The following is a 24,207-nucleotide window of genomic DNA, read 5'->3' on the forward strand; positions in this document are numbered from 1 at the left end:
ATACACGATATGAAAAAAAAGAACAACCACATTTGTGGTTGCTCTCTTCTGGTCTTACTACTGAACTAATTCTTTAACCTTAGCCTTCTTGCCGATACGATCTCTTAAGTAGTTAAGTTTAGCACGTCTTACCTTACCACGACGTACTACTTCGATCTTCTCTACGTTAGGGCTATGCACTGGCCATGTCTTTTCTACTCCAACACCGTTAGAGAACTTTCTAACAGTAAATGTCTCACGATTGCTTCCACCCTGTCTCTTTAAAACAGTACCTTCGAATACCTGGATTCTTTCACGGTTACCCTCTTTGATCTTAGCGTGTACCCTAACAGTATCACCTACGTGGAACTCGTCTACTTCAGACTTTAACTGTTCTGCTTCAATGTTCTTGATGATTTCATTTGCGTTCATTTTGTGACCTCCTAATTAAATTATCTTGACGTTCTTAATACATGCGTACCAGAGGACCATCTCTTTTCACAACTCGTTGATAATATCATAAACCCGTGCAAAAGGCAAGTATTTATTCTATTTCCTTACATTTTTCTAAAAATTCCCGATCTTGTTTTGAAAGATCCGCTGCTGCCAGAAGATCCGGTCGCCTCTCTTTTGTACGAAGCAGGGATTGTTCATGCCGCCAGGCATCCACCTTGGCATGATCTCCGGATAAAAGAATGGCAGGCACCTTCTTGCCATTCCATTCTTCCGGTCTGGAATACTGTGGATACTCTAAGAGATTATTTTCAAAACTCTCCGTCTCTTTGGAGTCTCCATTGGAAAGCACGCCCGGAACCATACGGGAAATAGCATCGACCATGACCATGGCAGGAAGTTCACCACCGGTAAGGACAAAATCCCCAATGGACATATAATCGGTAACAACCTCCTCTAATACCCGTTCATCGATGCCTTCATAATGGCCGCAAAGCAGGATCAGATTTTCCTCCTTAGCCAGTTCCTTTGCATCGTTCTGTACAAAAGTCTTTCCCTGGGGGGTCAGATAAATGGTGCGTACACTGCCTTCCACACGATCGACAACAGACTTCCACGCATCGTAGATCGGCTGCGCCTGCATGACCATGCCCGCACCGCCGCCATAAGGATAATCATCTACTTTACCATGTTTTTCTGTCGTAAAATCTCTGATATTTACTGCTTCGATGGATATTTTTCCCTTCTCAACGGCGCGACCGATAATACTTGTATGCAATCCCTGCATTACCATCTCCGGGAATAAAGTCAAAATGAAAAATTTCACGTGATTACTCCTCATCCAACAGTCCATCCAGCAAATGAACCGTCATTTTTCTCTCGTCATCATTTACCTGTAAAATACAGTCATGAATGGCAGGAATCAAAAGTTCTTTTCCCGACTCCATCTTTACTGCATAGACATCATTTGCCCCTGTTGTAATAACATCTGTCAGTGTACCAAGTACACTTCCATCATCCGTCACAACTGTAAGTCCGATCAGATCTGCAATAAAATACTCATCCTCATCACATGCAACACGATTTTCTTTTGTCACATACAACTTGGCGCCCTTGTACTTTTCTACATCATTGATGCTGTCATAGCCCTTGAACTTTAAGATCACCAGATTTTTCTGTGGTCTCGCCGAAGTCACCTCCAGCGTGATCTGCTCTCGACCGGTATCTAAGATCAGATCTTTCATATTTTTAAAGCGCATCACATCATCCGTCAAGGGAAATACCTTGACCTCGCCCCGGACGCCATGCGTCTGAGTGATCGCGCCCACCTGATACAAATCCATACTTCTCTCCCAAAATTATTCTTTTATATAAGAAGAAATCCCCAACCGCCATACATTCGCATGGCAATTAGGGATCTTAGTCTTATACAATATCTACAACGACTTTTTTATCCGACTTTGAGGCTGCTGCCTTCACTACGGAACGGATTGCTTTTGCAATACGTCCCTGCTTGCCGATTACCTTGCCCATATCTGATGAAGCCACATGTAACTCAACAACAATGGTCTTGTCATTTTCTGTTTCTGTAACAACAACTTCCTCCGGGTAATCTACCAGTGACTTTGCAATTACTTCAACTAATTCTTTCATCACCTAATACCTCGTTCTTTCAATGCCTGTTTTTATGGATTATTTCTCAATACCAGCCTGCTTGAAAATTCTTGCTACAGTCTCTGTTGGCTGTGCTCCGTTAGCGAGCCACTTCTTTGCCAACTCTTCGTTTACATGATATACGGAAGGATCCTGATTTGGATCGTATGTTCCGATCTCCTCGATGCACTTACCATCTCTAGGTGATCTGGAATCTGCTACTACGATTCTGTAGAAAGGATTCTTCTTCTGTCCCATTCTTCTTAATCTAATCTTTACTGCCATTTTGTTTTCCTCCTAAGAAATTAAAAATTATAAATTTATGTTGTTAAAAAGGAAATTTCATTCTTCCTCTTTTACCACCCATCATGCCCGGCATTTTTTTCATCATCTTTTTCGTCTGATCGAACTGTTTGATGAAACGGTTGACTTCTGCAATGTCAACGCCGGCACCTCTTGCCAGTCGCTTTTTACGACTCGGATTCATAAGTTTTGGATTGGCTCTCTCCTCCGGGGTCATCGAAAGGATGATTGCCTCGATGTGTGCCATCTTTTTATCATCAATAGCGCCCTCTAACTGTGAGACCTGCGCACTGTTCATGCCTGGGATCATCCCCGGCATCATACCAAGCACACTGCCGATACCGCCCATTTTCTTCATCTGCGCCATAGAGTCGAGATAATCATTGTAATCAAATTCTGCCTTGCGCATCTTGCGGGATAAGTCCTTTGCCTTGTCCTCATCAATGGATGCCTCTGCCTTTTCGATCAGAGAAAGCACATCACCCATGCCAAGGATACGGGATGCCATACGATCCGGATAAAACTGCTCCAGATCATCCAGTTTCTCTCCCATACCACAGAAAAGGATCGGCTTGCCTGTCACGGCACGAATGGAAAGTGCCGCACCACCTCTGGTATCACCATCTAACTTTGTAAGAACAACGCCATCAATACCGATCTTCTCATCGAAAGTACCTGCTACATTGACAGCATCCTGTCCGGTCATGGCATCGACAACCAAAAGTGTCTGTGCCACATCTACGGATTCCTTGATCTCTACCAACTCATCCATCATGCCCTCATCGATATGCAGTCGACCTGCAGTATCGAGGATCACAACATTAAAGCCGTTTTTCTTTGCATGCTCGATGGATGCCTTTGCGATATCTGCCGGCTTGTTCTTGTCTCCCATGGAAAATACCGGTACACCCTGCTTTTCCCCGTTGATCTGTAACTGGGTAATGGCCGCCGGACGATATACATCACAGGCAACCAAGAGCGGCTTCTTGCCTTTTTTCTTTACATGACCTGCTAACTTGGCAGTCGTAGTCGTTTTACCGGCGCCCTGCAGACCTACCATCATGATGACCGTAATCTGCTGTCCCGGACGATAAGCAATCTCCGTCGTCTCAGATCCCATCAGATTCGTAAGTTCTTCATTTACGATCTTGATGACCATCTGTCCCGGATTCAGACCGTTCATGACATCCGCACCGATCGCACGCTCCTGCACTGTCTTGACAAAGTTCTTTACGACTTTGAAATTGACATCTGCTTCTAAGAGTGCCATCTTGACTTCCTTAAGAGCAGCCTTGACATCTTCCTCGCTCAGACGTCCCTTACCACGAAGGTTCTTGAATACATTTTGTAGTTTGTCTGAAAGACTCTCAAATGCCATCTTATAACTCCTCTAGGATATCGTTGGATATGATTGTGATCTGTGCTAAGATCTCTTCCACAGAATGTTGATCGGTAGTGTGAACCAAAGTATCGATCGTCCTCACTTTGTCTCTGATATGAACAAACTTTTCAATCAGATGTAACTTGTCCTCATATTCTTCTAATGTTCGAGTGGATCGCTTGATCACATCATGCACCGCCTGACGACTGATGCCTCGATCGGCTGCGATCTCTCCCAAAGACAGGTCATTTAGTACGAAATCTTCATAGATGCTTCTCTGATGATCGTTTAAAAGTTCACCATAGAAATCATAAAGATCTCCCTGCTCAATCTTATCGTTCATATCATCACCTCGTATAATATACTATAGCAAAAAGCAGGTGTCAAGTATTTTTTCTTGACACCTGCTTGTACTTTTTATATTTTGCTCTTACAAACTCGTTCTCACAATCTTTGGCTGATAATCGCCCTTTTCAAGGGCATCTAAAATCTGGTTCTTATGATCTGTGCCAAATGCCTCCAAGGTGATGCGAAGTTCTACGGCTGCGTTACGGTTGGTCGTTACAAACTGGTTATGCTCCAATTTGATGACATTGCCCTGTACCCCTGCGATCGTCTCTGCGACTCTTGCAAGTTCTCCCGGCTTGTCCGGAAGCAGTACGGATACAGTAAAGATACGGTCTCTAAAGATCAAGCCCTGCTGAACGACAGATGACATGGTGATGACATCCATATTACCGCCACTAAGGATAGAAACCACACGCTTGCCTTTGACATTTAATTTGTTTAAGGCTGCCACGGTAAGCAGTCCGGAATTTTCTACGACCATCTTATGGTTTTCTACCATATCCAGAAAGGCTGCGATCAGTTCATCATCCTCAACTGTGATGATATCATCCAAATTTTTCTGGATATATGGGAAAATATTGCTTCCCGGTGTCTTTACAGCTGTACCATCTGCGATCGTATTGACCGTCGGAAGGGTTGTAACTTTTCCGTTTTTGATGGATGCCTGCATGCAATTTGCCCCTGCCGGCTCTACACCGATCACCTTGATCTTTGGATTTAAAAGTTTTGCCAGTGTTGATACACCGGTAGCAAGTCCGCCGCCACCGATCGGAACCAGGATATATTCTACCAGCGGTAACTCCTTAAAAATCTCCATAGCGATCGTACCCTGTCCTGTTGCAACTGCCAGATCGTCAAAAGGATGGATAAAGGTATATCCATGCTCATCTGCCAGTTCGTAAGCCTTTGCGCATGCCTCATCATAGACATCGCCATAAAGGACAACTTCTGCCCCTAAATTCTTGGTACGGTTTACCTTGATGAGCGGTGTTGTGGTCGGCATAACGATCGTTGCCTTTGCTCCAAATTTCTTTGCGGCATATGCAACACCCTGCGCATGGTTACCTGCGGACGCTGTGATCAGTCCCTTCTTTCTTTCCTCTGCTGTCAGTGTGCTGATCTTATAATAAGCGCCTCTTACCTTATAAGCCCCGGTCAACTGCATATTTTCCGGTTTCAGATAAATGCTGTTACCACACTTTTCACTCAGAAAATCACTGTAGATCAACTTTGTCTCCAAAGTAACTTCGCTGACGATCTTACTTGCTTCTTCAAACTTGTCTAATGTCAACATCTTTTTCTCCTTTACTGTTCTTCTGTATAAAACAATGCATTCACAAATTCTTCTGCATTAAACTTCTCTAAATCCTCAATCGACTCACCGACACCGATATACTTGACCGGTATGCCAAGTTCTGCCTGGATCGCCACCGCGATACCACCCTTGGCTGTACCGTCCAACTTGGTAAGCACGATACCGCTTAGATCAGTGACCTCCGAAAACTCCTTTGCCTGATTGAGCGCATTTTGTCCGGTCGTACCATCTAAGACAACCAAAGTCTCCCGATAAGCCTCCGGGAACTCGCGGTCAACGATATTGTTGATCTTCCGCAGTTCTTCCATGAGATTTTTCTTATTATGAAGTCTGCCTGCGGTATCGATCAGGAGCACATCACACCCTCTTGCCTTTGCCGCAGATACAGCATCATAGACAACGGAGGCCGGATCAGAGCCTTCTTGTCCGCCGATCATATCCACCTGGGAACGGTTTGCCCATTCTTTCAACTGCTGACCTGCCGCCGCACGGAAAGTGTCCGCTGCTGCCAGAAGAACCTTTTTATTCTGTGCGCGCAACTTGGCTGCCAATTTACCGATCGTGGTCGTCTTGCCCACACCATTGACACCGACCACCAAAACGACCGAGGTACGGTTTTCAAATTCATATGCCGCCTCACCGATATCCATCTGCTGTCGGATGCTCTCTATAAGCAGTTCCTTACACTCTCCCGGCTCTTTGATCTTTTGTTCTTTGACCTTGCGCTTTAAATCTTCTAAGATATTTTCCGTTGTGGTAACACCAATATCACCCATGATCAGGATCTCTTCGAGTTCCTCATAAAACTCATCATCAATATTGGTAAAGCCCCGGAAAATATAGTCCATGTTTTTGACAAAATTATCTCTGGTCTTTGTAAGTCCTGCCAGTAATCGTTTGAAAAATCCGCCTTCTGCCATTTTTTCTCTCCTTATGCATCCAAATCATTTTCGATCAGGTTGACGGATACCAGTGCAGATACACCCTTTTCCTGCATGGTAATACCATAGAGTCTGTCTGCCGCATTCATCGTACCTCTTCTATGAGTAATGATAATAAACTGCGTGTTCTTCGTCAACTTATGTAAATAATTTGCAAAACGTCCTACATTCGAGTCATCCAGTGCCGCCTCGATCTCGTCCAAGAGACAGAATGGTGACGGTTTTAAGTTCTGGATGGCAAAAAGAAGCGCGATCGCCGTCAGTGACTTCTCTCCACCGGATAACTGCATCATATTCTGCAGTTTCTTGCCTGGCGGTTGTGCGATGATACGGATGCCAGTCTCAAGGATATCCTCACCCTCGACCAATTCCAGTGTACCCTTGCCTCCGCCAAAGAGTTCTTTAAATGCCTTATCAAACTCTCTTTGGATATCGGCAAAACCCTCCGTGAACTGTTTGCGCATACCCTCGTCCAGATCGTCGATAATACCCATCAAAGTCTGTTCTGCCTCAACCAGATCGTCATGCTGTCCCTTTAAGAAATTGTATCGTTCCGATACTTCCTTATATTCCTCGATCGCATTGACATTAACATTTCCCATGCGACGGATCTCATCCTTGACACCGGATGTTGCCCTTCGCATCTCATCCAAATTATCATATTCCGGATCGCGGAGTTTTTCTGCCCCACGCTGGGTCAGTTCATATTCTTCCCACATATAGGTGTTCTGATAATTGATGGCTTCTTCCAACTTTTCACGCTGTGAATTCAAGCGGTAGATTTCTTTATCCAAAGCAGAAATGCGGTCTGCGATCTCTTCTCTCTGTCCGAAAAATCCCTTGTATTCCTGGTTCATAGCATCCTTTTGTTCCAAGGCTTCTTTCAGACGTTTTTCCAGTGTTGCGAAGTTGTCATCGCTGGCGATCATGGTCTTTTTGATTTCTTCAATATCGCCGCGTTTTTTATTGGCATCTTCCTTGCCATTTTGGGCTTCTTCTACCAGACGAACGATATCGGCTTCCTTCTTCTCGATCTCGCTTGCGACACGCTGGCAGTTTTCCATGACAAAAGTAACTTTTTGTCTGGCACTGGCTTCTTCGATCTGTGCCTCGGAAACATTGCGGGCTGCCGATGTCTCCATATAGGTCTTTTCATCCAAAAGTTTCTGATATTCCTCGGTCTGCTCTTTTAAGGATTGTTCCTTTTGGGCAGCTTCGCTACGCTCGCGCTCGATCTCTTTCTTGCCGGCAGCGATGTCACGCAACTGACGCTCCATCTCCTCGCTCTCGGTATTCAGACTGGAGAAAGCATTCTGGCTTTCGGACTTCTGCTCCTGCACACGCTGCAAATGGATCTGCGCCGTGTTGCAGGCAAGTGCATTTTTCTCCATCTCGCTGCGGTTTTCTTCGCGGTCTGCCTCCAAGAGCGCCTGTGCGGTCTCAATCTCTGCGATGCGGTCCTTTGCTGCCTTTTTTTCATCCCGCAGGGATGCCAGTTTCTTTTCCAGATCATCAATCTCACGGTTTCTTCCTAAGAGATTGCTGTTGTTCTTGAAACGTCCACCGGAAAGAGATCCGCCCGGACTGAAATACTCGCCTTCGAGTGTAACGATATGTAAAGAATAATGATTCTTCTTTGCCAATGCGATACCATGATCGACCGTATCGACCACGATCACACGTCCCAACAGATAAGAAAGAACATTGGCATACTCTGCATCTGCCTCCACCAATTCGTTGGCAAGCCCCAGCACACCCGTATCGGATAAAATGCTCTTATCCTTGGCAAAGCCCTTGCCGGAAACGCTGGTCAGTGGCAGGAAAGTCGCACGTCCCAGACGATTTTCTTTCAGATAAGTGATCATCTTTTTGGCGGTTGCCTCATCCTTGGTCACGATATTTTGGATATTACCGCTAAGTGCCGTCTCAATGGCAATCTCATACTTTTTCTCTACATGGATCAGATCGGAAACAACACCAATGATGCCCGGATTGCTGTCCTTTTGCTCCATGACCTTGCGGATACTGTTGCCGTAGCCGTCATAGCGCTCGGCAATATTCTTTAAAGCCTCCAACTTGGAAGATAATTTATTATAGTCATCCTGACTGCTTGTCAGACGGTTCTGGGCTTCCCTGCGCTTGTTCTTCCACTCAACCGCCTTATGTCCGCATTCTTCTTCCTTATGCTTGCTGGCATCTAAGGCAGACTTGGCGTCTTCATATTCCTTCTGGCAACACTTTAGTCTTTCATTCAGATCTTCTTCCTCTGTCTTACGCTGTAAGAGGCGCTGGTTGAGTTGTGCCTTGCGGATATTGATCTGCTCCAACATGGTATCCAGACGCTGCTCTTTGGATTGGATGGTTCCCTTGCTATTTAAAAGTTCCATCATAGCCTGATTGTTCTGCTCGATTCCATCCGTGTATTTCTTGATGTCTGCCTGCAAGTCATCATTGAACTTACGCACAGAAGCAAGACGTCTTTCTACTTCTTCCAACTGCTCCTGCAACTGGGCTTTTTCAGTCTCGTAGGCATCTTTTTGACGGATATATTCTTTCTTTTCCGCCTCTAAGGCACCCTTTCTTTCCGAAAGATTCTCATCAGCACTCTCCGCGAAACGGATCTGTTCTTCCAAAATGCGGATCTGGTTTTCCAGTTTGCCCTTCATAAGCGTTGTATTGCTCTGTTCCTCACGGATACCCTGAATCTGCTCATCCATGGCATTTAATCCTTCTTCCAGAGATGCATACTGGTCTTTGATCTTTTCCTGCTTGTCCTTATTTTCCGTCATCTGCGTTTCGGCGATCTGATAATTTTTCTCGATCTCGGAAAGACGACGGTTCATATCTTGAATCTCAAGCAAAAACATATTGACTTCTAAGGTCTTTAACTCCTCTTTTTTCTTTAAGAAAAGTTTGGCATTCTCTGCCTGACGCTCCAAGGGTCCTACCTGACGCTCCAATTCGGATAAAATATCATTGACACGCACCAGATTTTCCCGCTCATGTTCCAGTTTTTTGACTGTTGCGGCTTTGCGCTTTTTAAACTTAACAATGCCGACCGCCTCGTCAAAAAGTTCACGGCGTTCCTCCGGCTTGCCACTCAGGATCCTCTCGATCTGTCCCTGACCAATGATGGAATAACCTTCCTTACCGATACCGGTATCATAGAAAAGTTCATTGACATCTTTCAGACGGCAAGGCGAACCGTTGAGCAGATATTCACTCTCACCCGAACGGTAGACACGTCTGGCAATCGTCACTTCCTCATAATCAATCGGAAGCAGATGATCCGAGTTGTCCATCGTGATCGCTACATAAGCGTAACTGAGCGGCTTACGGTTCTCTGTTCCTGCAAAGATAACGTCCTGCATGCTCGCACCACGCAACTGCTTGGCACTTTGTTCACCAAGTACCCAGCGGACCGCATCGGAAACATTACTCTTTCCACTGCCATTCGGTCCTACAATGCCGGTGATGCCGTTATGAAAATCAAATACGATCTTATTTGCGAAGGACTTGAATCCGTACATTTCAATGCTTTTTAAATACATATTCTTCCCCAAAAACTTTCTATTTGTTCTGACTCTCCTGCTGCTTTAAATACAAGAGTCCATGATAAGCGGCTTCCTGCTCGGCTGCCTTTTTCGTACCGCCGCTGCCGTCGCCCAATTTGTGATCTCCCACCGTCACATCCACATGGAATACTTTGGCGTGATCCGGTCCGCTCTCTCCCAGAAGATGATAGGTCACATTCTGGTGGAACTTTGCCTGACACACTTCCTGTAAAATGGTCTTGCTGTCATAAAACATGCGCTTGTGCTCAATATCCGTCATGATATAACGGAGCACAAAGGCTTTGGCAGCGTCAAAACCGCCATCCAAAAAGATAGCACCGATCACTGCCTCCAAGGCATCTGACAAGACCGATTTGCGGCTCCTGCCCCCTGTCATGTCCTCTCCTTTGCCCAGATAGATATAAGATCCCAGATCGATCTCTTTGGTACAATAGGCAAGAGTCGGTTCACAGACCATACTTGCACGAAGTCTCGTAAGATCTCCTTCCGGCAGATCCCTGTAATTCAAAAACAAAAATTCACTGGAAACAGCCTCAAGCACAGCATCGCCCAAAAATTCCAACCGTTCGTTGTCGGATAACTTTTTCATATGCTTTTCATTCGCATAAGAACTGTGGGTCAGTGCCTGGCGCAATAAACTTTCGTTTTCAAACTCATATCCTATTACTTCCTGAAACTCTTTGATTGTCTTCACTTTTTTCTCCTTAACAGAGCAAAAGCCCTTGAACCAAGGGCTTTTGTCATCTAACATTCTGTTCGATTAACCAACCGTCTTTTTGATCAATTCTACAGCATCGCCAACGGTCACGATCTTTTCAGCCTCTTCTACATTCACTTCAATGTCAAGTTCTTCTTCAATTCCCATAATAATCTGGAAAACATCAAGTGAATCTGCTCCAAGATCATCCACAAATGTGGTATCCATTGTGATCTCTGCCTGATCTACATTCAAGACCTCGGCAATGACCTTTCTCAGCATTTCTAATTCCATCTCGAATTACCTCCTCTATTCTGTCTTATCTCCCACGCAAATGTTTGCTTGTATTTTACCACTAATATCCTGTTCTTTAAAGGACACACATTGAATAATTGAATTTTTGATCTCTTTTGCTTTGGAACTGCCGTGGGTCTTAACGACCAGCCCCTTCAAACCCAAAAGCGGTGCTCCGCCATATGCGGATGCATCAAATGCCTTCAAGGTGTTCTTCAAAGCCGGCAAAGCCAGTGCCGCTCCGATCTTGCTCCTTAAGGTACTCATCAAACCTGTCTTTATAACACCGATCAGTGTCGAACTGAGTCCCTCGTATAATTTCAAGATCACATTGCCCACAAATGCCTCACAGACAATGACATCCGCCTGTCCCGACGGAATATCTCTCGCCTCAATACTTCCTATAAAATTGATGTCCTTACATTCTTTTAATAAAGGATAGGTCTCCTTGACTAAAGCATTTCCTTTTTCTTCCTCAGCGCCAATATTGACAATGGCAACTTTCGGATTCGGGATACCTACGACATGCTCCATGTAGATCGATCCCATACGCGCAAACTGTACCAGATGGGAAGATCTCGCATCCACATTGGCTCCACAATCGATCAGAAGCGATACGCCTTTCTTGGTCGGTATCAATGGTGCCAAAGGTGCACGTTCTACGCCCTTGATCTTACCAACGATCACTTGTCCGCCCACTAAGACCGCCCCCGAACTGCCTGCGGAAACAAAGCCATCCGCCTTGCCTTCCTTGACCAGTTTTAATGCCACAACGATCGATGAATCTTTCTTTTTGCGTATTGCCATAACCGGTGGTTCTGCTGTCTCGATAACCTGACTTGCCGGCACGACCTCGATGCGGTCTGTCGGATAGGTGTATTTGGTCAGTTCTGCCTGAACCACATCTGCAAGCCCCACCAAAAGGACTTTGATGTCTTCCCGCTCCTTGACTGCCTCTACACATCCCTTGACGATCTCTACCGGCGCGTTATCACCACCCATAGCATCTACTGCTACGACTTTTATATTATCCATGATACGCCTTCCTCCTATGCATAAAAATGCATCATAAGAAAAATATACTATAAGTGTACCTATAAATCAACACCAAATCTCCCCAGAAAAAGAGCAAAAAAATAAGGCTTTCCGAAATTGGAAAGCCTCCTGTTTCATCTTAGTCCTGAGCGATGATCTCTTTCTTATTGTAGGAACCGCAGTTCTTACAAACTCTATGTGGAACCATTAACTCTCCACACTTGCTACATTTTACTAATGTAGGAGCTGTCATCTTCCAGTTTGCTCTTCTCTTATCTCTTCTACCCTTAGAAGACTTATTCTTTGGACAAATTGACATATCGGGTCACACCTCCTTAAATTCATTAAAGATATCTTGGAACTTTGCCATTCTTGGATCTATTACCTGACGATCACATCCGCAGTCCTGCTGGTTCAAATTCTGACCACACACCGGGCAAATACCCTTGCAATCATCCTTACACAAGACTTTTGTCGGCCAGTTCACCAAGATTTCGTCATAAATCAGTCTGTCAACATCTAACTCATGTTCCTCCAGAAAGGTATTTTCCTCGTCCTCTGCAAATTGCACATGACCATCTGCAAGCATAACCTTGCGATCAATGGCAATCTGGAGTGTAACATCGACATCCGACAGACATCGATCACACGGAACTACCACATCCAGAGTAGTGTCACCTGAAATCAATAATTGCTTATTGTTATCATTTGTCAGACATATACTGAATGGCTTAATGTCGGTAATAGGAAATCTTCCTCCGCTCACAGAAACTTCTGACATCTCTGTTGTAACAGGTATCTCCCGTTTCTTATCGGCTGTAGAAATGACATCTAAAATATCAAACTTCATAGTCTCTCCTATTCACACTCAAACTATTATACATAGATGTCAGGCGCTTGTCAACAACTTTTTCGCCCTATTTCTTATTTTACAAGTGCTACCGTTTCTCTTGCAATAGCAAGTTCTTCGTTGGTAGGGATCACGCATACCTTAACCTTGCTGTCCGGTGTAGATAAGGTAACTTCATCACCGAAAGTCTTAAGGTTGGTCTCCTCATCAATAGCGATACCAAGATAACCTAAGTATTCGCATACCTTGCGGCGGACAAGTGCAACATTTTCACCGATACCGGCGGTAAATGCGATGGCATCCACACCATTCATGGCTGCTACATAAGAACCGATGTATTTTGCTACACGATAACAGAATACTTCAACAGCGTCTGCTGCCAACTGGTTGCCAGCCTTGATCTCAGCCTGCAGATCACGGAAGTCGCTGGATCCGCCCTTTGTCATACCGGAAAGACCGGACTTCTTATTTAATACAGTAACCATCTCTTCGATGTTTAAGTTTTCTTTCTTTGCGATGAACTCCATGATTGCCGGATCAATATCACCAGAACGGGTTCCCATGACAAGACCTTCAAGCGGGGTCAGTCCCATGGAAGTGTCTACACACTCGCCGTTTAAAACAGCACTGATAGATGCGCCGTTTCCAAGGTGTGCTACGATGATCTTGGAATTTTTCAGATCCATGTCTAAGTACTCTGCACATCTCTTAGATACGAAACTATGGCTGGTTCCGTGGAAACCATAACGTCTTACTGCATACTTCTCATAATATTCATATGGAAGTCCGTACAGATAAGCCTTTCTCGGCATGGTCTGATGGAAAGCAGTATCAAAAACACCTACCATAGGTACGTTTGGCATCAGTTCCTTGCAGGCATTGATACCGATCAGGTTTGCCGGATTATGCAGCGGTGCAAGATCATTACACTCTTCGATGGTCTTTAATACTTCATCGGTAAGTACAACGGAAGATGCGAACTTTTCTCCGCCATGTACGACACGGTGTCCAACGGCATCAATCTCCTCCAGGCTCTTGATCGCGCCTGTCTTGTCGTTGATAAGTGCCTCGATCACAAGTTGGATTGCCTGCTTATGTGTTGGCATATCTGTCTCAGTGATCTCCTTATCCAGACCGGTCTTCTGATATACAAGTCTGCCGTCAATACCGATACGTTCACAAAGTCCCTTTGCAAGTACAGATTCGCTTTCAGAATCAATGAGCTGATACTTCAAAGAAGAACTTCCACAGTTGATAACTAAAATATTCATCGTTTATCTCTCCATTTCTTATTTCCTTTTCTTGGGACAAGCCCAAACTTAAATCTATTATACTATCAAATATTTTTTGGTACAAGATACCAGTATGGATTTATTTAAGTTCAATCTGCATGGCAGAATATGATTTGTCGCTTGTCGCCCGATCGCCTTTATGCTATCGTTTTAATATCAATATTGCACTTATCTTCAAGGAGACCATACATGAAAGTCGTAGGCATCATTGCAGAATACAATCCATTCCATAAAGGACATGCATACCAGATCCGCTATGCCAAAGAAAGGCTCGGCGCAGACTATGTGATCGTTGCTATGAGCGGTCCTTTTACCCAGCGTGGCACGCCGGCACTTTTTGACAAGTACAGCCGGGCAGGCCATGCCCTTGCCTGCGGTGCCGACCTGGTCTTGGAACTTCCGGTCGTCTATGCGACCGCCAGTGCCCAGGTCTTTGCTACCGGCGGTGTGGCTCTTTTGCAAAATGCAGGGCTGGTGGATACCCTCTTATTCGGCAGCGAATGTCCTGATCTTGCGGCTTTAAAAAATATTGCAGACAGGATATCTGAAGAATCCCCTGCCTATCAGGCGCTCCTGCGCCAGGCTTTGCAGGAGGGATCCTCCTATGCCGCTGCCCGCGCAAAAGCCATAGAAAATCCTGCCTATGCCGAGATCTTAGCCCAGCCCAACAATATCTTAGCCATAGAATATCTAGGGGCTCTCTCCCGCTTAGATTCTTCCATGACACCCCTTTGTCTGCAAAGACAGGGTGCCGGCTATCACGAAACCTCTCTGGATGAGGACATGGCATCTGCCTCCGGCCTCCGGCATTTTCTGGCAGACCATCCGCAGATGAGCGACCAGGAACTTGCCCTGCTTTTAGACCAGATTCCGGAAGCCTTGCATGCTTCTGTGAAAGAATTGATCCATGACGGACAATTTCTTTTTGCAGATGACACTTCGCTTCTGTTGCACTATGCATTGACGGAAACGCAGGACTTTACAGAGATCGCCGATTCTAATTTTGATATTTCGAATAAAATCTTGCAGAATCGACATTTATTTGCAAGTTTTCATTCTTTCTGTCAACTGTTAAAATCCAAAGATCTTGCCTATAGCAGGATCTCCCGCGTTTTATGCCATATTCTTTTGGATATAAAAAAGCAGGATATGCTCCTGCCAAACGATACTTGCCCTCTCGATGCAAAAGAACTGGCGCCATATCTACGCATCTTAGGTTTTTCAGATAATGGTCGTCCTTTATTAAAACAGATCAAAAAAAACGGAACTGTTCCTCTAATCACAAGCCCCCAGAATGCCAAGGGACTCCTCTCACCGGAGGCCATGCACCTTTTGGATAAGGACATCTTTGCATCGGATGTTTATCGCATGATGCTTTCCAATAAGACCGGACAGTTTTTTCCAAACGAATATACCAGAAAGTTTTCATAAAAAGGGGACACTCCTTATGGCAAAAGGAACGTCCCCACTGGAAAATTTCTGATTAGTGATGGAAAAGACGGATGCCGGTAAACGCCATCGTCATACCATATTTGTTACAGGTTGCGATCACATGATCATCGCGGATAGATCCGCCCGGCTGTGCAACATATGCCACACCACTCTTATGGGCTCTTTCGATATTATCCCCAAATGGGAAGAAGGCGTCGGATCCTAAAGCAACGCCTGTGTTCTTATCCAGCCATGCTCTCTTTTCTTCTCTGGTAAAGACCTCCGGTTTTACCTTAAAGATCTTTTCCCATTCGCCATCCGCAAGCACATCCATATAATCCTCGCCGATATACAGATCAATGGCATTATCTCTATCTGCACGACGGATACCGTCTACAAATTGCAGTCCCAGCACCTGTGGAGACTGGCGCAGCCACCAGTTATCTGCCTTGCTTCCTGCCAGACGTGTGCAGTGGATACGTGACTGCTGACCGGCTCCGATACCGATTGCCTGTCCGTCCTTTGCGTAGCATACAGAGTTGGACTGAGTGTATTTCAAAGTGATCATGGCAAGTGCCAGATCGATCTTTGCCTGCTCCGGAAGTTCCTTATTTTCGGTCACGATATTGGAGAAGAAATCGTCATCAATGACCAGTTCATTTCTTCCCTGCTCAAACGTAACGCCAAAGACTTCTTTTCTCTCGATCTTCTTTGGCTCATAATCCGGGTCGATCTCGATCACATTATAATTGCCCTTTTTCTTTTGCTTTAAGATCTCCAACGCCTCATCCGTATAGCCCGGTGCGATGACACCGTCAGACACCTCTCGCTTGATCAAAAGTGCGGTTGCCTTGTCACATACATCGGACAATGAAATAAAATCACCGAAAGATGACATACGGTCAGCCCCTCTGGCTCTGGCATAGGCATTGGCAAGCGGGGTAAATTCCATATCCATATCGTCTACCCAGTAGATTTTTCGCTCTACGTCAGAAAGCGGCAGTCCTACGGCTGCGCCCGCCGGAGAAACATGTTTAAAAGATGTTGCTGCAGCAAGACCTGTTGCACGCTTTAATTCTCTAACTAACTGCCAGCCATTAAAAGCATCCAAGAAATTGATATATCCCGGCTTACCGCAAAGCACCTTGATCGGCAGTTCGCCCTCTTCCATATAGATACGTGATGGTTTCTGGTTTGGATTGCATCCATATTTTAATTCTAATTCCTGCATATTTTCGTCCCCTTTATATAATCAATACTATCTACTTGTTCTTGTTGATGATCTTTGACTCATATTTTCCTGTTGCAATATCGATATAACGAACAAACAGAGAAACTTTATTGTCCTCATTTAAAGACTTCCAGATCTTGTCTGCAAAAGCATCCATATCGTCTTCGATGGCAACCAGTTTCGGCTCTCCTTCAAAACTCGGAAGTGGATTGCCGTCACACTTGTAAGTATGGATAAAATGTCCCTCGCCTGCGACCGGATTTTCATAGGCAAAGGTATAACGATTACAGGCATCCGGATTGCCATTGTTACTCTTTAAAATAGACATGGCGTAATTGTATTTTCCGTCCTTGATATGCATGATACCTGAAATTCTAGGAGTGTAGTTTGGTCCGTCCGGCTCAAACTCTCTGGTACGCAGGGACTGCTCAAATGTCATCTGCTTGTCCATGAGTTCATAGATCGTATCTGTCTGGTCGCCATTGGTAACGATGGTCTTGTTGCCAAGCACGCGGACAGGCGCATAGATGATCAGGCTTGGATCACTCAACTTGGATGGATCAAATGCCTGTGTGCGAATGCCCTCTCCGTCCTCTACAAATACACGATTACGGCTGTTCTCACTTCTGCCCATGATAAAATAGGCGGTCACTGCCTTCGTGCCATCCGGTGTCTTACCGATCACGATACCTCTGCCCGGGTAGGCATTTGACTGTAATTCCGCTTCTAATGATAACATTTCCATGAAATAACCTCCTAAAATTTTCTAGTCTATGCTATATGGCTTGTTACATAAGATGATTATAACGTATCGCGCCGTTTTTTACTATGCGCTTTTCCTAATGTGATTGATTAGTCTATCTTATCACACGCCTTTCATTTATAAGTATCAGTGGAATTTCCTATTACATAAAAAATAGAGCCAGTCCCCTTCCGGAGTCCGGCTCTATCATCAATCATATTAAATATAAGAACTATAGGTCGACATAAGGTCATTCATGGAAATGGCACCCGTTCTGGTATAAGAACCGCCGGAAGCCTGTGAAAGTACACTACTTCTGACCATAGAAGCCTTTGCAGAAATCTGATAGCCATAGCCGCCGGATGTCTGGAATAAAGACTTGGCAACCGTCATATCTGACTTTTTAAAAGTCGCCTCATCCACAGACAAATGCCCATTGCTGCCTACACTGATACCAATGCTCTTTAAGATAGAAGAATTGGCAGAAGTCAATCCCTCCATGCCAGATACCGCAGAGCGTACACCGGAAAGACTGGCACCGTCGCCACTATCGATCATGTCATTGTAGGCATCAGCAAACTTCTTGACCTCTGAGTAAATCTTGTCTGTATCATAACCATAGGTGGTCTTGCCATCCGCATCCTTTTGTTCAACCTTGCTGAATAAGGAATCGGTTCCCTTTTTCAAAAGTGTATTCGCCGCATCCGACAGTTCGGTAGCATCGCTTTTCCACTCTGCCATCTGCTTGTCCGTCGTCTGTAACTTGTCCTTATCGGTCGTTGTCGTTGTATCTGTTCCGTTCTTTGGTGTGTAATAAGAGCGAAGCAGTTTGAAATAAGATCCTGATTGGATACTATTGTATTCCCCTAAAAGACTGGTCATAGAGGAAAGAGATGATCCACCACTGCTGCTCGAACTGTTCAAACTGGAGAACAATGTGCTGATACTGGAAGAATCATATCCTGATACGGTAAGTCCCATTTTCATCACTCCTTTGATAAAAAAACATCCATGTACGTTACTTACTTATATACTTATTTTCGGCAAAAAGGCTTGCTTTCATAACCTTTTTCACCTAATCCTATACAGATTATACAATATTTTCGATCTGCCAGTCAATAGGGGCTGCACCATGCGCCTCCAAGAAGGCATTGGTCTGGGAAAAATGCTTACATCCAAAGAAGCCCCGATAAGCCGAAAGCGGACTCGGATGTGGAGCCTCCAGGATCAAATGATTGGGATTTGGCGTCAGAAGTTTCTTTTTCATCTGCGCCGGTCTGCCCCAGAGCAGGAAAACGATCGGCTGCTCCTGCTTATCTACAATGCGGATCACCGCATCCGTAAACTCCTCCCAGCCAATATTCTGATGGGAATTTGCCTGATGCGCCCGCACGGTAAGTACGGTATTTAAAAGAAGAACGCCTTGCTCTGCCCATTTAACCAAGTATCCGTTATTTGGAATATAGCATCCCAGATCATCCTGTAATTCTTTGTAGATATTGACAAGAGATGGTGGAATCTCTACCTCCGGTCGTACGGAAAAGCACAATCCATGCGCCTGATTATAGTTATGATAAGGATCCTGTCCTAAGATCACGACCTTGACATCTGAAAGCGGTGTCAGATGAAAGGCATTGAAAATATCGTCCGCCGGTGGGAATACCGGTCCTCTTTGGTATTCTGCCAGAACCGTCTCATATAGTTTTTTGTAGTAAGGTTTACGAAATTCCTGACTGAGCGGTGCCAGCCAATCATTTGAAATTGCAGGCATATGCCATCTCTCCTTTATCTTCTGACAGATACGCCTTTTTCTGCCAGATATGCTTTTAGATCCATGATCTCTAATTCTTTGTAATGAAATAAGGATGCCGCCAGAGCCGCATCTGCTTTTCCCTCTGTCAAAGCATCGTAAAAATGTTCCTTGGTGCCCGCTCCACCGGAAGCGATCACCGGAATGGAAACCGCCTCAGCAATGCTTCTGGTGAGTGCAATGTCATAACCGGACTTGGTGCCGTCACAGTCCATGCTGGTAAGAAGAATCTCTCCCGCCCCCAAGGCTTCTGCCTTTTTTGCCCATGCTACGGCATCCAGACCGACATCAATACGACCACCATTTTTATATACATTCCAGCCACTGCCGTCTGCACGCTTTTTGGCATCGATGGCAACGACTACACATTGGCTGCCAAACTTGTCTGCAGCTTCCGAGATAAGTTCCGGACGGTTTAGGGCAGAAGAATTGATCGATATCTTATCTGCGCCCTCCCGAAGCAGAACACGGAAATCTTCTACGCTGCGGATCCCGCCGCCTACCGTAAAAGGGATAAAGACATTGGCTGCCACCTTGCGCACCATATCTACCACCGTAGCCCGGTGATCGCTGGAAGCCGTGATATCCAAAAAGACCACTTCATCCGCCCCTGCCTTATCATAGGCAGCCGCGATCTCCACCGGATCTCCGGCATCTTTTAAATCTACAAAATTAACACCCTTGACCACTCTGCCGTCCTTGACGTCCAGACATGGTATGATTCGTTTGGTAAACATATATCCTCACGCTTCCTATCTCTTATAAATCCGCAAAATTCTGTAAGATCGCCAGTCCGACTTCCCCGCTTTTCTCCGGGTGGAACTGACAGGCAAACACATTGTCCTTTTCCACCGATGCATGGATCTGCACACCATACTGGCAGGTTGCTTTTACGATGGAAGGATCTTCTGCCTGAAGATAATAAGAGTGGACAAAATAAACATAAGCCCCCTCTGAAATACCGGAAAAGAGTCTTCCCTCTGATGGAAAACCCAGAGAATTCCACCCGATATGTGGAATCTTCAGTCCCTCTGTTTCCGGGATCCGCAGGCACTGTCCCTTTAAAATGCCAAGTCCCTCAACGCCCTCTGTCTCCTGACTTGCTTCAAACAAAAGCTGCAGTCCCAGACATATACCAAGAAATGGCTTCTTCTCGGCAACGACTTCCCGGATGGCACGATCTAATTCGTATTTCTTGAGGTGCGCCATCGCATCGCCAAAGGAACCCACGCCCGGCAGGATGACCTTATCCGCCCGCAGGATCTCATGGAAATTCCTTGTCAGAATGGTTTCCTGTCCCAGATGGTTCAAGGCTTTTTCTACACTTTTGATATTGCCGGCATCATAATCGAGTATTGCTATCATATCCTGTCCTTTTCCTCTTAGTCGTCTAAATGCAAGGATGCAATGATCTCATCAATGCGGAGCGAATAATCCTCGCGGTTCAACTGATACATAGCGACCGCATCCTCGCTTGATACGCCATATTGATCCTGCAAAAGTTCTGCTAATGCATCTCCCAACTTGGTGTATTCATCCTCGATACCAAGTTCTTTTGCCTCGTCTAAATTCTCCTCATATCTGGCAACACCTATTACCAGAGAATCCAATGCCAACTCATACTTCTGTCTTTTTACAAAGACCTGATATTCCTGATCCAGTTTTTGCAGATCACCCAAAAGTCTCGCTTTCTTGAAAAGATCCTCATCTGCTTCTTTTAAATCCATACCCATCAGATCTTCATAGGAAGTAAAGTAATCTCCTGCATTATATGCGGTTCTCGCATCACTTAAGGATAATTTATATCCCATCATATGCTGCGCGAGTGTGATCAGCGCAACGATAGAGACCGCCAGTACCAGGAAGATGACAATGACCTTGGCTGGGATCTTAGGAGAATTGTCCGGTTCCTTTGGTGGCTTCGGTGGTTTTTCCTTCTTTACTTTTACCTTCTTTTCTTTTGGCTCTTTCGGTTTTTTCTCTTTTTTTGGCTTCTTTTCCTTTTTTGCCTTCTTGGATTTCTGTTCAGCCTCAGAAAGTTCTTTCAAGATATCCAGATTTTCCTGATTCAGATCCTCCTGCGGTGCCTGAGAGATATCTAAGACCTGATCTTCCTCTTTATCCTTTTTGCTAAAGATGGATTTGATCTTATCGATCAAGGCTCCCAAACCCTTTTTGCCCGGTGCCCCGTCTCCTTCTGCCGGACTGCCTTCGGGGTCCGCATCCGCAGAAGGGTCTGTCTGTTCTGCCAACTGTTCAAAGGTCTCCTGGGCTTCTTCTAAAGGCTGATCCTCGCCGTCTGCCTGTAACAAAGCGCCTATATCATCCAGATCTTCATCCCCGGACAAAAGTCCCATGAGATCCATATCTTCATCGTTTTCGTCCAATAAAGACGGTTCTTCTGCATCTGCTGCCTCGGCATCGTTCATCTGTAGATACTTTGCCAGTAGGTCCTCGCCCGCTTCACCGATCGACTCCTCCGCATCCGGTTCTTCCTTATCCTCGGCAAATTCCGCATCCATCTCATCTTCGCCATAGCCATCCAGCGCCGGCAGGTCATCATCGCCCTGTTCGATCTGCTCTTTTGCCTTGTTGACGACTTCTTCGATATTATCCAGAAAAGATGCCGTATCATCCGCAGGTCTGTCTTCGTCGGATGTCTGCACATCAGATGCCTGATCCTCGGCTGGTCCTTCTACCGTATCTTCCTCGGTTACAGTTTCCTCCGGCACTGAGATTTCTTCTTCCGGCGTCTCTTCTAACGATGCTTCCTCTTGGAAGGACTTTTCGTATTCCAGTTCATCCTGTGCGATCTCATCTTCAAATTCGCGGATAAAGTCATCCGACTGATCAAGATCCTCGCCCAGTTCTTCCTCGAACATCTTGAGAAAATCATCTTCTGACAATGCCTTGCGCAGATTTTCATGGCTGGTCGGTTCCGGCTTATAATCACGGATCCCGCTGGCTTCCATAAAATCATCATCCGGCTTTATTCTGTTTCTCTGTTCCTGTTTTTCTCTCAGGATTGCTTCTGTCTGCTTTTGGGCATCCGTGACATCCTTGCGCACGGTCTGTACCGAATTCAACAGACTATCCAAGTAATCTTCTGAATTAGCCAAATTGTTACCTCCAAAATGGTTATTTACATACAGATAAGGGATGTGTCAAAAGCACATCCCTCTTCTAAACCTTATATTATTTGCGGTTTGCTTCGTATTTCTCGATCAATCCATCAATGGCTGAAACCAACTTACCGATCTCCGGCTTTGTCAACTGTGCATCCGCTCCAAGGGATTCTCCTTTAAGTCTGATCTCTTCATTGATCAGAGATGAGAAGATAACCACCGGAATCTTCTTCATGACATCATTTTCCTTAACCAGTTTGGTCAGGCGGTGTCCATCCATCAGTGGCATCTCGATATCTGTAATGATACAGTGAACATCATCTAAGACTGTGCCACGCTCATTCATCTCACACAACTTGTCCCATGCTTCCTGACCATTCATATTGACGATCAGATTGGTGTAGCCTGCCTTGCGCAGACATTCGCAGATCAACTTGCTCAAGAGTGGAGAATCTTCTGCAATGAGAATCGGAGAAGAACTACGGTCTCTCTCCTCATAATTATCCATATCGGAAACCTTAAGTCCGGTCTCGGGGTTGATGTCAGATACGATCTTCTCAAAGTCTAAGATCACGACCAACTTGTCATCTAACTTGACAACACCGGTAGATACGGCAGAATCATCTGCACTGATAGTCGCATCCGGCTTGATGATATTTTCCCAGGATACTCTGTGGATACCAAGTACCTCATCTACATGGAATGCTGTGTTTAACTTGTTGAAGTTGGTGATGATAAATAATCCGTCTGTCTCAGCCGGCTCAGTAATATTCAGGCATCTGCGAAGGTTAATGACAGAAATCATCGTATCTCTCGGCATAAAAATACCTTCTACGCACGGATGTGAATTTGGAAGTGGAGTGACCGGTTGATACAATAAGATCTCACGGATCTTGGCTACGTTGATACCATAGTGATTATTCGCTACCTTAAACTCCAAAATCTCCAATTCGTTTGTCCCTGACTCAAGTAAAATATTAGTGTCCATACCTTTTTCCTCCCAAATGCCTACTAGGCACTGTATGCTAATTGTTTAAATCAATCGTGTTCGTCTGTCCATCCTTGGTAACCAGCAGTTGAAGCGTATCCATGGACTCTAACTCGGTCTGACTGACCTGAAAAAGAAGTACCATATCCTGCGTCGCCTGTGCTTCCAAAGATTTGTTGTAATAGGTAGAAAGATCTGCCATAGAAAGTGTCGTGATACCATCGATCGCTGTCCCGTCATTGATCTTGACCTGATAAGTGACCGGCTGGTTGATCAGATCGACCGTCACAGCCTGATCTGTCGTATTTGCCACCTGCACATGTAAGATCAGATAAGAATAGCCCTCTCCCGCATCCGGTATGGCAACATCTGTCGTTTCATATGAGGAAGATATATCATATCCCTGGTATGAAAAACTGATCCCGGCTATACCAATAGCATCCGACAATGTCATCTGCGTTTGCTCCTGTTGCGTCTCATCCACCGATGCATCGTCTGATTGTCCCACGTCGGTATCCTTTTGCTGGTCCTTATGCTCATCCGATACATAAGAGTAACCTGTGTCCTGTGCACGGTTGTACTTGGAAACCATCTTGGCGGCATAAAGCACGACCTGATTTTCCTCATCATCGGTCATGACATATAATTTTCCGCACCCGGTCATGCATAAGCAGAAACACAACATCAACCCACAAAGAACCTGTTTCTTGTATTTCATATTGCGCTCCTTGCACATGATATTGTTCTATATATACTATTATGTT

At 45.2% G+C, this 24,207-nt stretch carries 26 protein-coding genes; 1 reads left to right on the top strand and 25 read right to left on the bottom strand.

Features of this window, described 5'->3' with window-relative positions:
• Nucleotides 1–57 precede the first annotated feature (57 nt).
• From rplS to DW183_RS07300, 16 genes are all read right to left on the bottom strand, one after another.
• Complete coding sequence (gene rplS / locus DW183_RS07225; protein ID WP_118281304.1) at nt 58–411, bottom strand: 50S ribosomal protein L19; 354 nt, start codon at nt 409–411, stop codon at nt 58–60.
• A 112-nt stretch (nt 412–523) separates the two neighbouring features.
• Nucleotides 524–1,258, bottom strand: coding sequence for a tRNA (guanosine(37)-N1)-methyltransferase TrmD (gene trmD / locus DW183_RS07230; RefSeq protein ID WP_118281305.1), 735 nt, complete (start codon nt 1,256–1,258; stop codon nt 524–526).
• 4 nt (nt 1,259–1,262) lie between these two features.
• Nucleotides 1,263–1,775, bottom strand: coding sequence for a ribosome maturation factor RimM (rimM, locus tag DW183_RS07235; protein WP_118281306.1), 513 nt, complete (start codon nt 1,773–1,775; stop codon nt 1,263–1,265).
• An 82-nt stretch (nt 1,776–1,857) separates the two neighbouring features.
• Complete coding sequence (locus DW183_RS07240) at nt 1,858–2,085, bottom strand: KH domain-containing protein (protein WP_118281307.1); 228 nt, start codon at nt 2,083–2,085, stop codon at nt 1,858–1,860.
• A gap of 39 nt (nt 2,086–2,124) precedes the next feature.
• Nucleotides 2,125–2,370, bottom strand: coding sequence for a 30S ribosomal protein S16 (rpsP, locus tag DW183_RS07245; protein WP_118281308.1), 246 nt, complete (start codon nt 2,368–2,370; stop codon nt 2,125–2,127).
• 43 nt (nt 2,371–2,413) lie between these two features.
• Nucleotides 2,414–3,766 (bottom strand): signal recognition particle protein, encoded by a 1,353-nt coding sequence (gene ffh, locus DW183_RS07250; protein ID WP_118281309.1) that lies wholly within the window; start codon nt 3,764–3,766, stop codon nt 2,414–2,416.
• Between the two features lies 1 nt (nt 3,767).
• Nucleotides 3,768–4,112: a YlxM family DNA-binding protein gene (gene ylxM / locus DW183_RS07255; RefSeq protein WP_118281310.1), complete on the bottom strand. Its 345-nt coding sequence runs from the start codon at nt 4,110–4,112 to the stop codon at nt 3,768–3,770.
• 87 nt (nt 4,113–4,199) lie between these two features.
• Nucleotides 4,200–5,411: a threonine ammonia-lyase gene (ilvA, locus tag DW183_RS07260; protein WP_118281311.1), complete on the bottom strand. Its 1,212-nt coding sequence runs from the start codon at nt 5,409–5,411 to the stop codon at nt 4,200–4,202.
• 11 nt (nt 5,412–5,422) lie between these two features.
• The gene (gene ftsY, locus DW183_RS07265; RefSeq protein WP_118281312.1) at nt 5,423–6,352 is read right to left on the bottom strand and encodes a signal recognition particle-docking protein FtsY; all 930 of its coding nucleotides are present in this window, start codon (nt 6,350–6,352) and stop codon (nt 5,423–5,425) included.
• 11 nt (nt 6,353–6,363) lie between these two features.
• Nucleotides 6,364–9,924, bottom strand: a complete 3,561-nt coding sequence (gene smc, locus DW183_RS07270) for a chromosome segregation protein SMC (RefSeq protein WP_118281313.1) — start codon at nt 9,922–9,924, stop codon at nt 6,364–6,366.
• Between the two features lie 19 nt (nt 9,925–9,943).
• Nucleotides 9,944–10,642 carry a ribonuclease III gene (gene rnc, locus DW183_RS07275; protein WP_118281314.1) on the bottom strand — a complete coding sequence of 233 codons (699 nt, stop codon included), beginning with the start codon at nt 10,640–10,642 and terminating at the stop codon, nt 9,944–9,946.
• Nucleotides 10,643–10,708: 66 nt separating this feature from the next.
• A complete protein-coding gene (gene acpP / locus DW183_RS07280; RefSeq protein ID WP_118281315.1) occupies nt 10,709–10,939 on the bottom strand; it encodes an acyl carrier protein in 231 nt (76 codons plus the stop codon).
• 15 nt (nt 10,940–10,954) lie between these two features.
• Nucleotides 10,955–11,974, bottom strand: coding sequence for a phosphate acyltransferase PlsX (gene plsX, locus DW183_RS07285; protein WP_118281316.1), 1,020 nt, complete (start codon nt 11,972–11,974; stop codon nt 10,955–10,957).
• A 139-nt stretch (nt 11,975–12,113) separates the two neighbouring features.
• Complete coding sequence (rpmF, locus tag DW183_RS07290; protein ID WP_118281317.1) at nt 12,114–12,293, bottom strand: 50S ribosomal protein L32; 180 nt, start codon at nt 12,291–12,293, stop codon at nt 12,114–12,116.
• 6 nt (nt 12,294–12,299) lie between these two features.
• On the bottom strand, nt 12,300–12,824 hold the full coding sequence (locus DW183_RS07295) for a YceD family protein (RefSeq protein WP_118281318.1): 525 nt from the start codon (nt 12,822–12,824) through the stop codon (nt 12,300–12,302).
• A 74-nt stretch (nt 12,825–12,898) separates the two neighbouring features.
• The gene (locus DW183_RS07300; protein ID WP_118281319.1) at nt 12,899–14,095 is read right to left on the bottom strand and encodes an acetate kinase; all 1,197 of its coding nucleotides are present in this window, start codon (nt 14,093–14,095) and stop codon (nt 12,899–12,901) included.
• 210 nt (nt 14,096–14,305) lie between these two features.
• Between DW183_RS07300 and DW183_RS07305 the strand changes: the two genes are divergently transcribed.
• Complete coding sequence (locus tag DW183_RS07305; RefSeq protein ID WP_158573035.1) at nt 14,306–15,547, top strand: nucleotidyltransferase; 1,242 nt, start codon at nt 14,306–14,308, stop codon at nt 15,545–15,547.
• 52 nt (nt 15,548–15,599) lie between these two features.
• On the opposite strand, the gene DW183_RS07310 is transcribed toward DW183_RS07305, so the two are convergent.
• From DW183_RS07310 to DW183_RS07350, 9 genes are all read right to left on the bottom strand, one after another.
• Entirely contained in the window at nt 15,600–16,778 is a 1,179-nt protein-coding gene (locus DW183_RS07310; RefSeq protein ID WP_118281321.1) for a phosphoribosylaminoimidazolecarboxamide formyltransferase, read from the bottom strand.
• A 31-nt stretch (nt 16,779–16,809) separates the two neighbouring features.
• Nucleotides 16,810–17,523: an IMP cyclohydrolase gene (locus DW183_RS07315; RefSeq protein ID WP_118281322.1), complete on the bottom strand. Its 714-nt coding sequence runs from the start codon at nt 17,521–17,523 to the stop codon at nt 16,810–16,812.
• Nucleotides 17,524–17,739: 216 nt separating this feature from the next.
• A complete protein-coding gene (locus tag DW183_RS07320; RefSeq protein WP_118281323.1) occupies nt 17,740–18,501 on the bottom strand; it encodes a hypothetical protein in 762 nt (253 codons plus the stop codon).
• A 109-nt stretch (nt 18,502–18,610) separates the two neighbouring features.
• A complete protein-coding gene (ung, locus tag DW183_RS07325) occupies nt 18,611–19,291 on the bottom strand; it encodes a uracil-DNA glycosylase (protein WP_118281324.1) in 681 nt (226 codons plus the stop codon).
• A 14-nt stretch (nt 19,292–19,305) separates the two neighbouring features.
• The gene (hisF, locus tag DW183_RS07330; RefSeq protein ID WP_118281325.1) at nt 19,306–20,067 is read right to left on the bottom strand and encodes an imidazole glycerol phosphate synthase subunit HisF; all 762 of its coding nucleotides are present in this window, start codon (nt 20,065–20,067) and stop codon (nt 19,306–19,308) included.
• Between the two features lie 22 nt (nt 20,068–20,089).
• A complete protein-coding gene (hisH, locus tag DW183_RS07335) occupies nt 20,090–20,695 on the bottom strand; it encodes an imidazole glycerol phosphate synthase subunit HisH (protein WP_118281326.1) in 606 nt (201 codons plus the stop codon).
• A gap of 17 nt (nt 20,696–20,712) precedes the next feature.
• Complete coding sequence (locus tag DW183_RS07340) at nt 20,713–22,449, bottom strand: hypothetical protein (protein ID WP_118281327.1); 1,737 nt, start codon at nt 22,447–22,449, stop codon at nt 20,713–20,715.
• A 76-nt stretch (nt 22,450–22,525) separates the two neighbouring features.
• Complete coding sequence (locus tag DW183_RS07345; protein WP_118281328.1) at nt 22,526–23,443, bottom strand: chemotaxis protein; 918 nt, start codon at nt 23,441–23,443, stop codon at nt 22,526–22,528.
• Nucleotides 23,444–23,480: 37 nt separating this feature from the next.
• Nucleotides 23,481–24,161, bottom strand: coding sequence for a hypothetical protein (locus DW183_RS07350; protein ID WP_118281329.1), 681 nt, complete (start codon nt 24,159–24,161; stop codon nt 23,481–23,483).
• Between the last annotated feature and the right edge of the window lie 46 nt (nt 24,162–24,207).

This window comes from Roseburia sp. AM16-25, assembly GCF_003473825.1.
In the GTDB taxonomy this organism is placed as follows: domain Bacteria; phylum Bacillota; class Clostridia; order Lachnospirales; family Lachnospiraceae; genus Pararoseburia; species Pararoseburia lenta.

Coding starts and splice junctions, on each gene's coding strand:
- rplS (WP_118281304.1), bottom strand. CDS start 411: ATGAACGCAAATGAAATCATCAAGAACATTGAAGCAGAACAGTTAAAG.
- rimM (WP_118281306.1), bottom strand. CDS start 1,775: ATGGATTTGTATCAGGTGGGCGCGATCACTCAGACGCATGGCGTCCGG.
- DW183_RS07240 (WP_118281307.1), bottom strand. CDS start 2,085: ATGAAAGAATTAGTTGAAGTAATTGCAAAGTCACTGGTAGATTACCCG.
- rpsP (WP_118281308.1), bottom strand. CDS start 2,370: ATGGCAGTAAAGATTAGATTAAGAAGAATGGGACAGAAGAAGAATCCT.
- ffh (WP_118281309.1), bottom strand. CDS start 3,766: ATGGCATTTGAGAGTCTTTCAGACAAACTACAAAATGTATTCAAGAAC.
- ylxM (WP_118281310.1), bottom strand. CDS start 4,112: ATGAACGATAAGATTGAGCAGGGAGATCTTTATGATTTCTATGGTGAA.
- ilvA (WP_118281311.1), bottom strand. CDS start 5,411: ATGTTGACATTAGACAAGTTTGAAGAAGCAAGTAAGATCGTCAGCGAA.
- ftsY (WP_118281312.1), bottom strand. CDS start 6,352: ATGGCAGAAGGCGGATTTTTCAAACGATTACTGGCAGGACTTACAAAG.
- smc (WP_118281313.1), bottom strand. CDS start 9,924: ATGTATTTAAAAAGCATTGAAATGTACGGATTCAAGTCCTTCGCAAAT.
- acpP (WP_118281315.1), bottom strand. CDS start 10,939: ATGGAATTAGAAATGCTGAGAAAGGTCATTGCCGAGGTCTTGAATGTA.
- plsX (WP_118281316.1), bottom strand. CDS start 11,974: ATGGATAATATAAAAGTCGTAGCAGTAGATGCTATGGGTGGTGATAAC.
- rpmF (WP_118281317.1), bottom strand. CDS start 12,293: ATGTCAATTTGTCCAAAGAATAAGTCTTCTAAGGGTAGAAGAGATAAG.
- DW183_RS07295 (WP_118281318.1), bottom strand. CDS start 12,824: ATGAAGTTTGATATTTTAGATGTCATTTCTACAGCCGATAAGAAACGG.
- DW183_RS07300 (WP_118281319.1), bottom strand. CDS start 14,095: ATGAATATTTTAGTTATCAACTGTGGAAGTTCTTCTTTGAAGTATCAG.
- DW183_RS07305 (WP_158573035.1), top strand. CDS start 14,306: ATGAAAGTCGTAGGCATCATTGCAGAATACAATCCATTCCATAAAGGA.
- DW183_RS07310 (WP_118281321.1), bottom strand. CDS start 16,778: ATGCAGGAATTAGAATTAAAATATGGATGCAATCCAAACCAGAAACCA.
- DW183_RS07315 (WP_118281322.1), bottom strand. CDS start 17,523: ATGGAAATGTTATCATTAGAAGCGGAATTACAGTCAAATGCCTACCCG.
- DW183_RS07320 (WP_118281323.1), bottom strand. CDS start 18,501: ATGGGACTTACCGTATCAGGATATGATTCTTCCAGTATCAGCACATTG.
- ung (WP_118281324.1), bottom strand. CDS start 19,291: ATGCCTGCAATTTCAAATGATTGGCTGGCACCGCTCAGTCAGGAATTT.
- hisF (WP_118281325.1), bottom strand. CDS start 20,067: ATGTTTACCAAACGAATCATACCATGTCTGGACGTCAAGGACGGCAGA.
- hisH (WP_118281326.1), bottom strand. CDS start 20,695: ATGATAGCAATACTCGATTATGATGCCGGCAATATCAAAAGTGTAGAA.
- DW183_RS07345 (WP_118281328.1), bottom strand. CDS start 23,443: ATGGACACTAATATTTTACTTGAGTCAGGGACAAACGAATTGGAGATT.
- DW183_RS07350 (WP_118281329.1), bottom strand. CDS start 24,161: ATGAAATACAAGAAACAGGTTCTTTGTGGGTTGATGTTGTGTTTCTGC.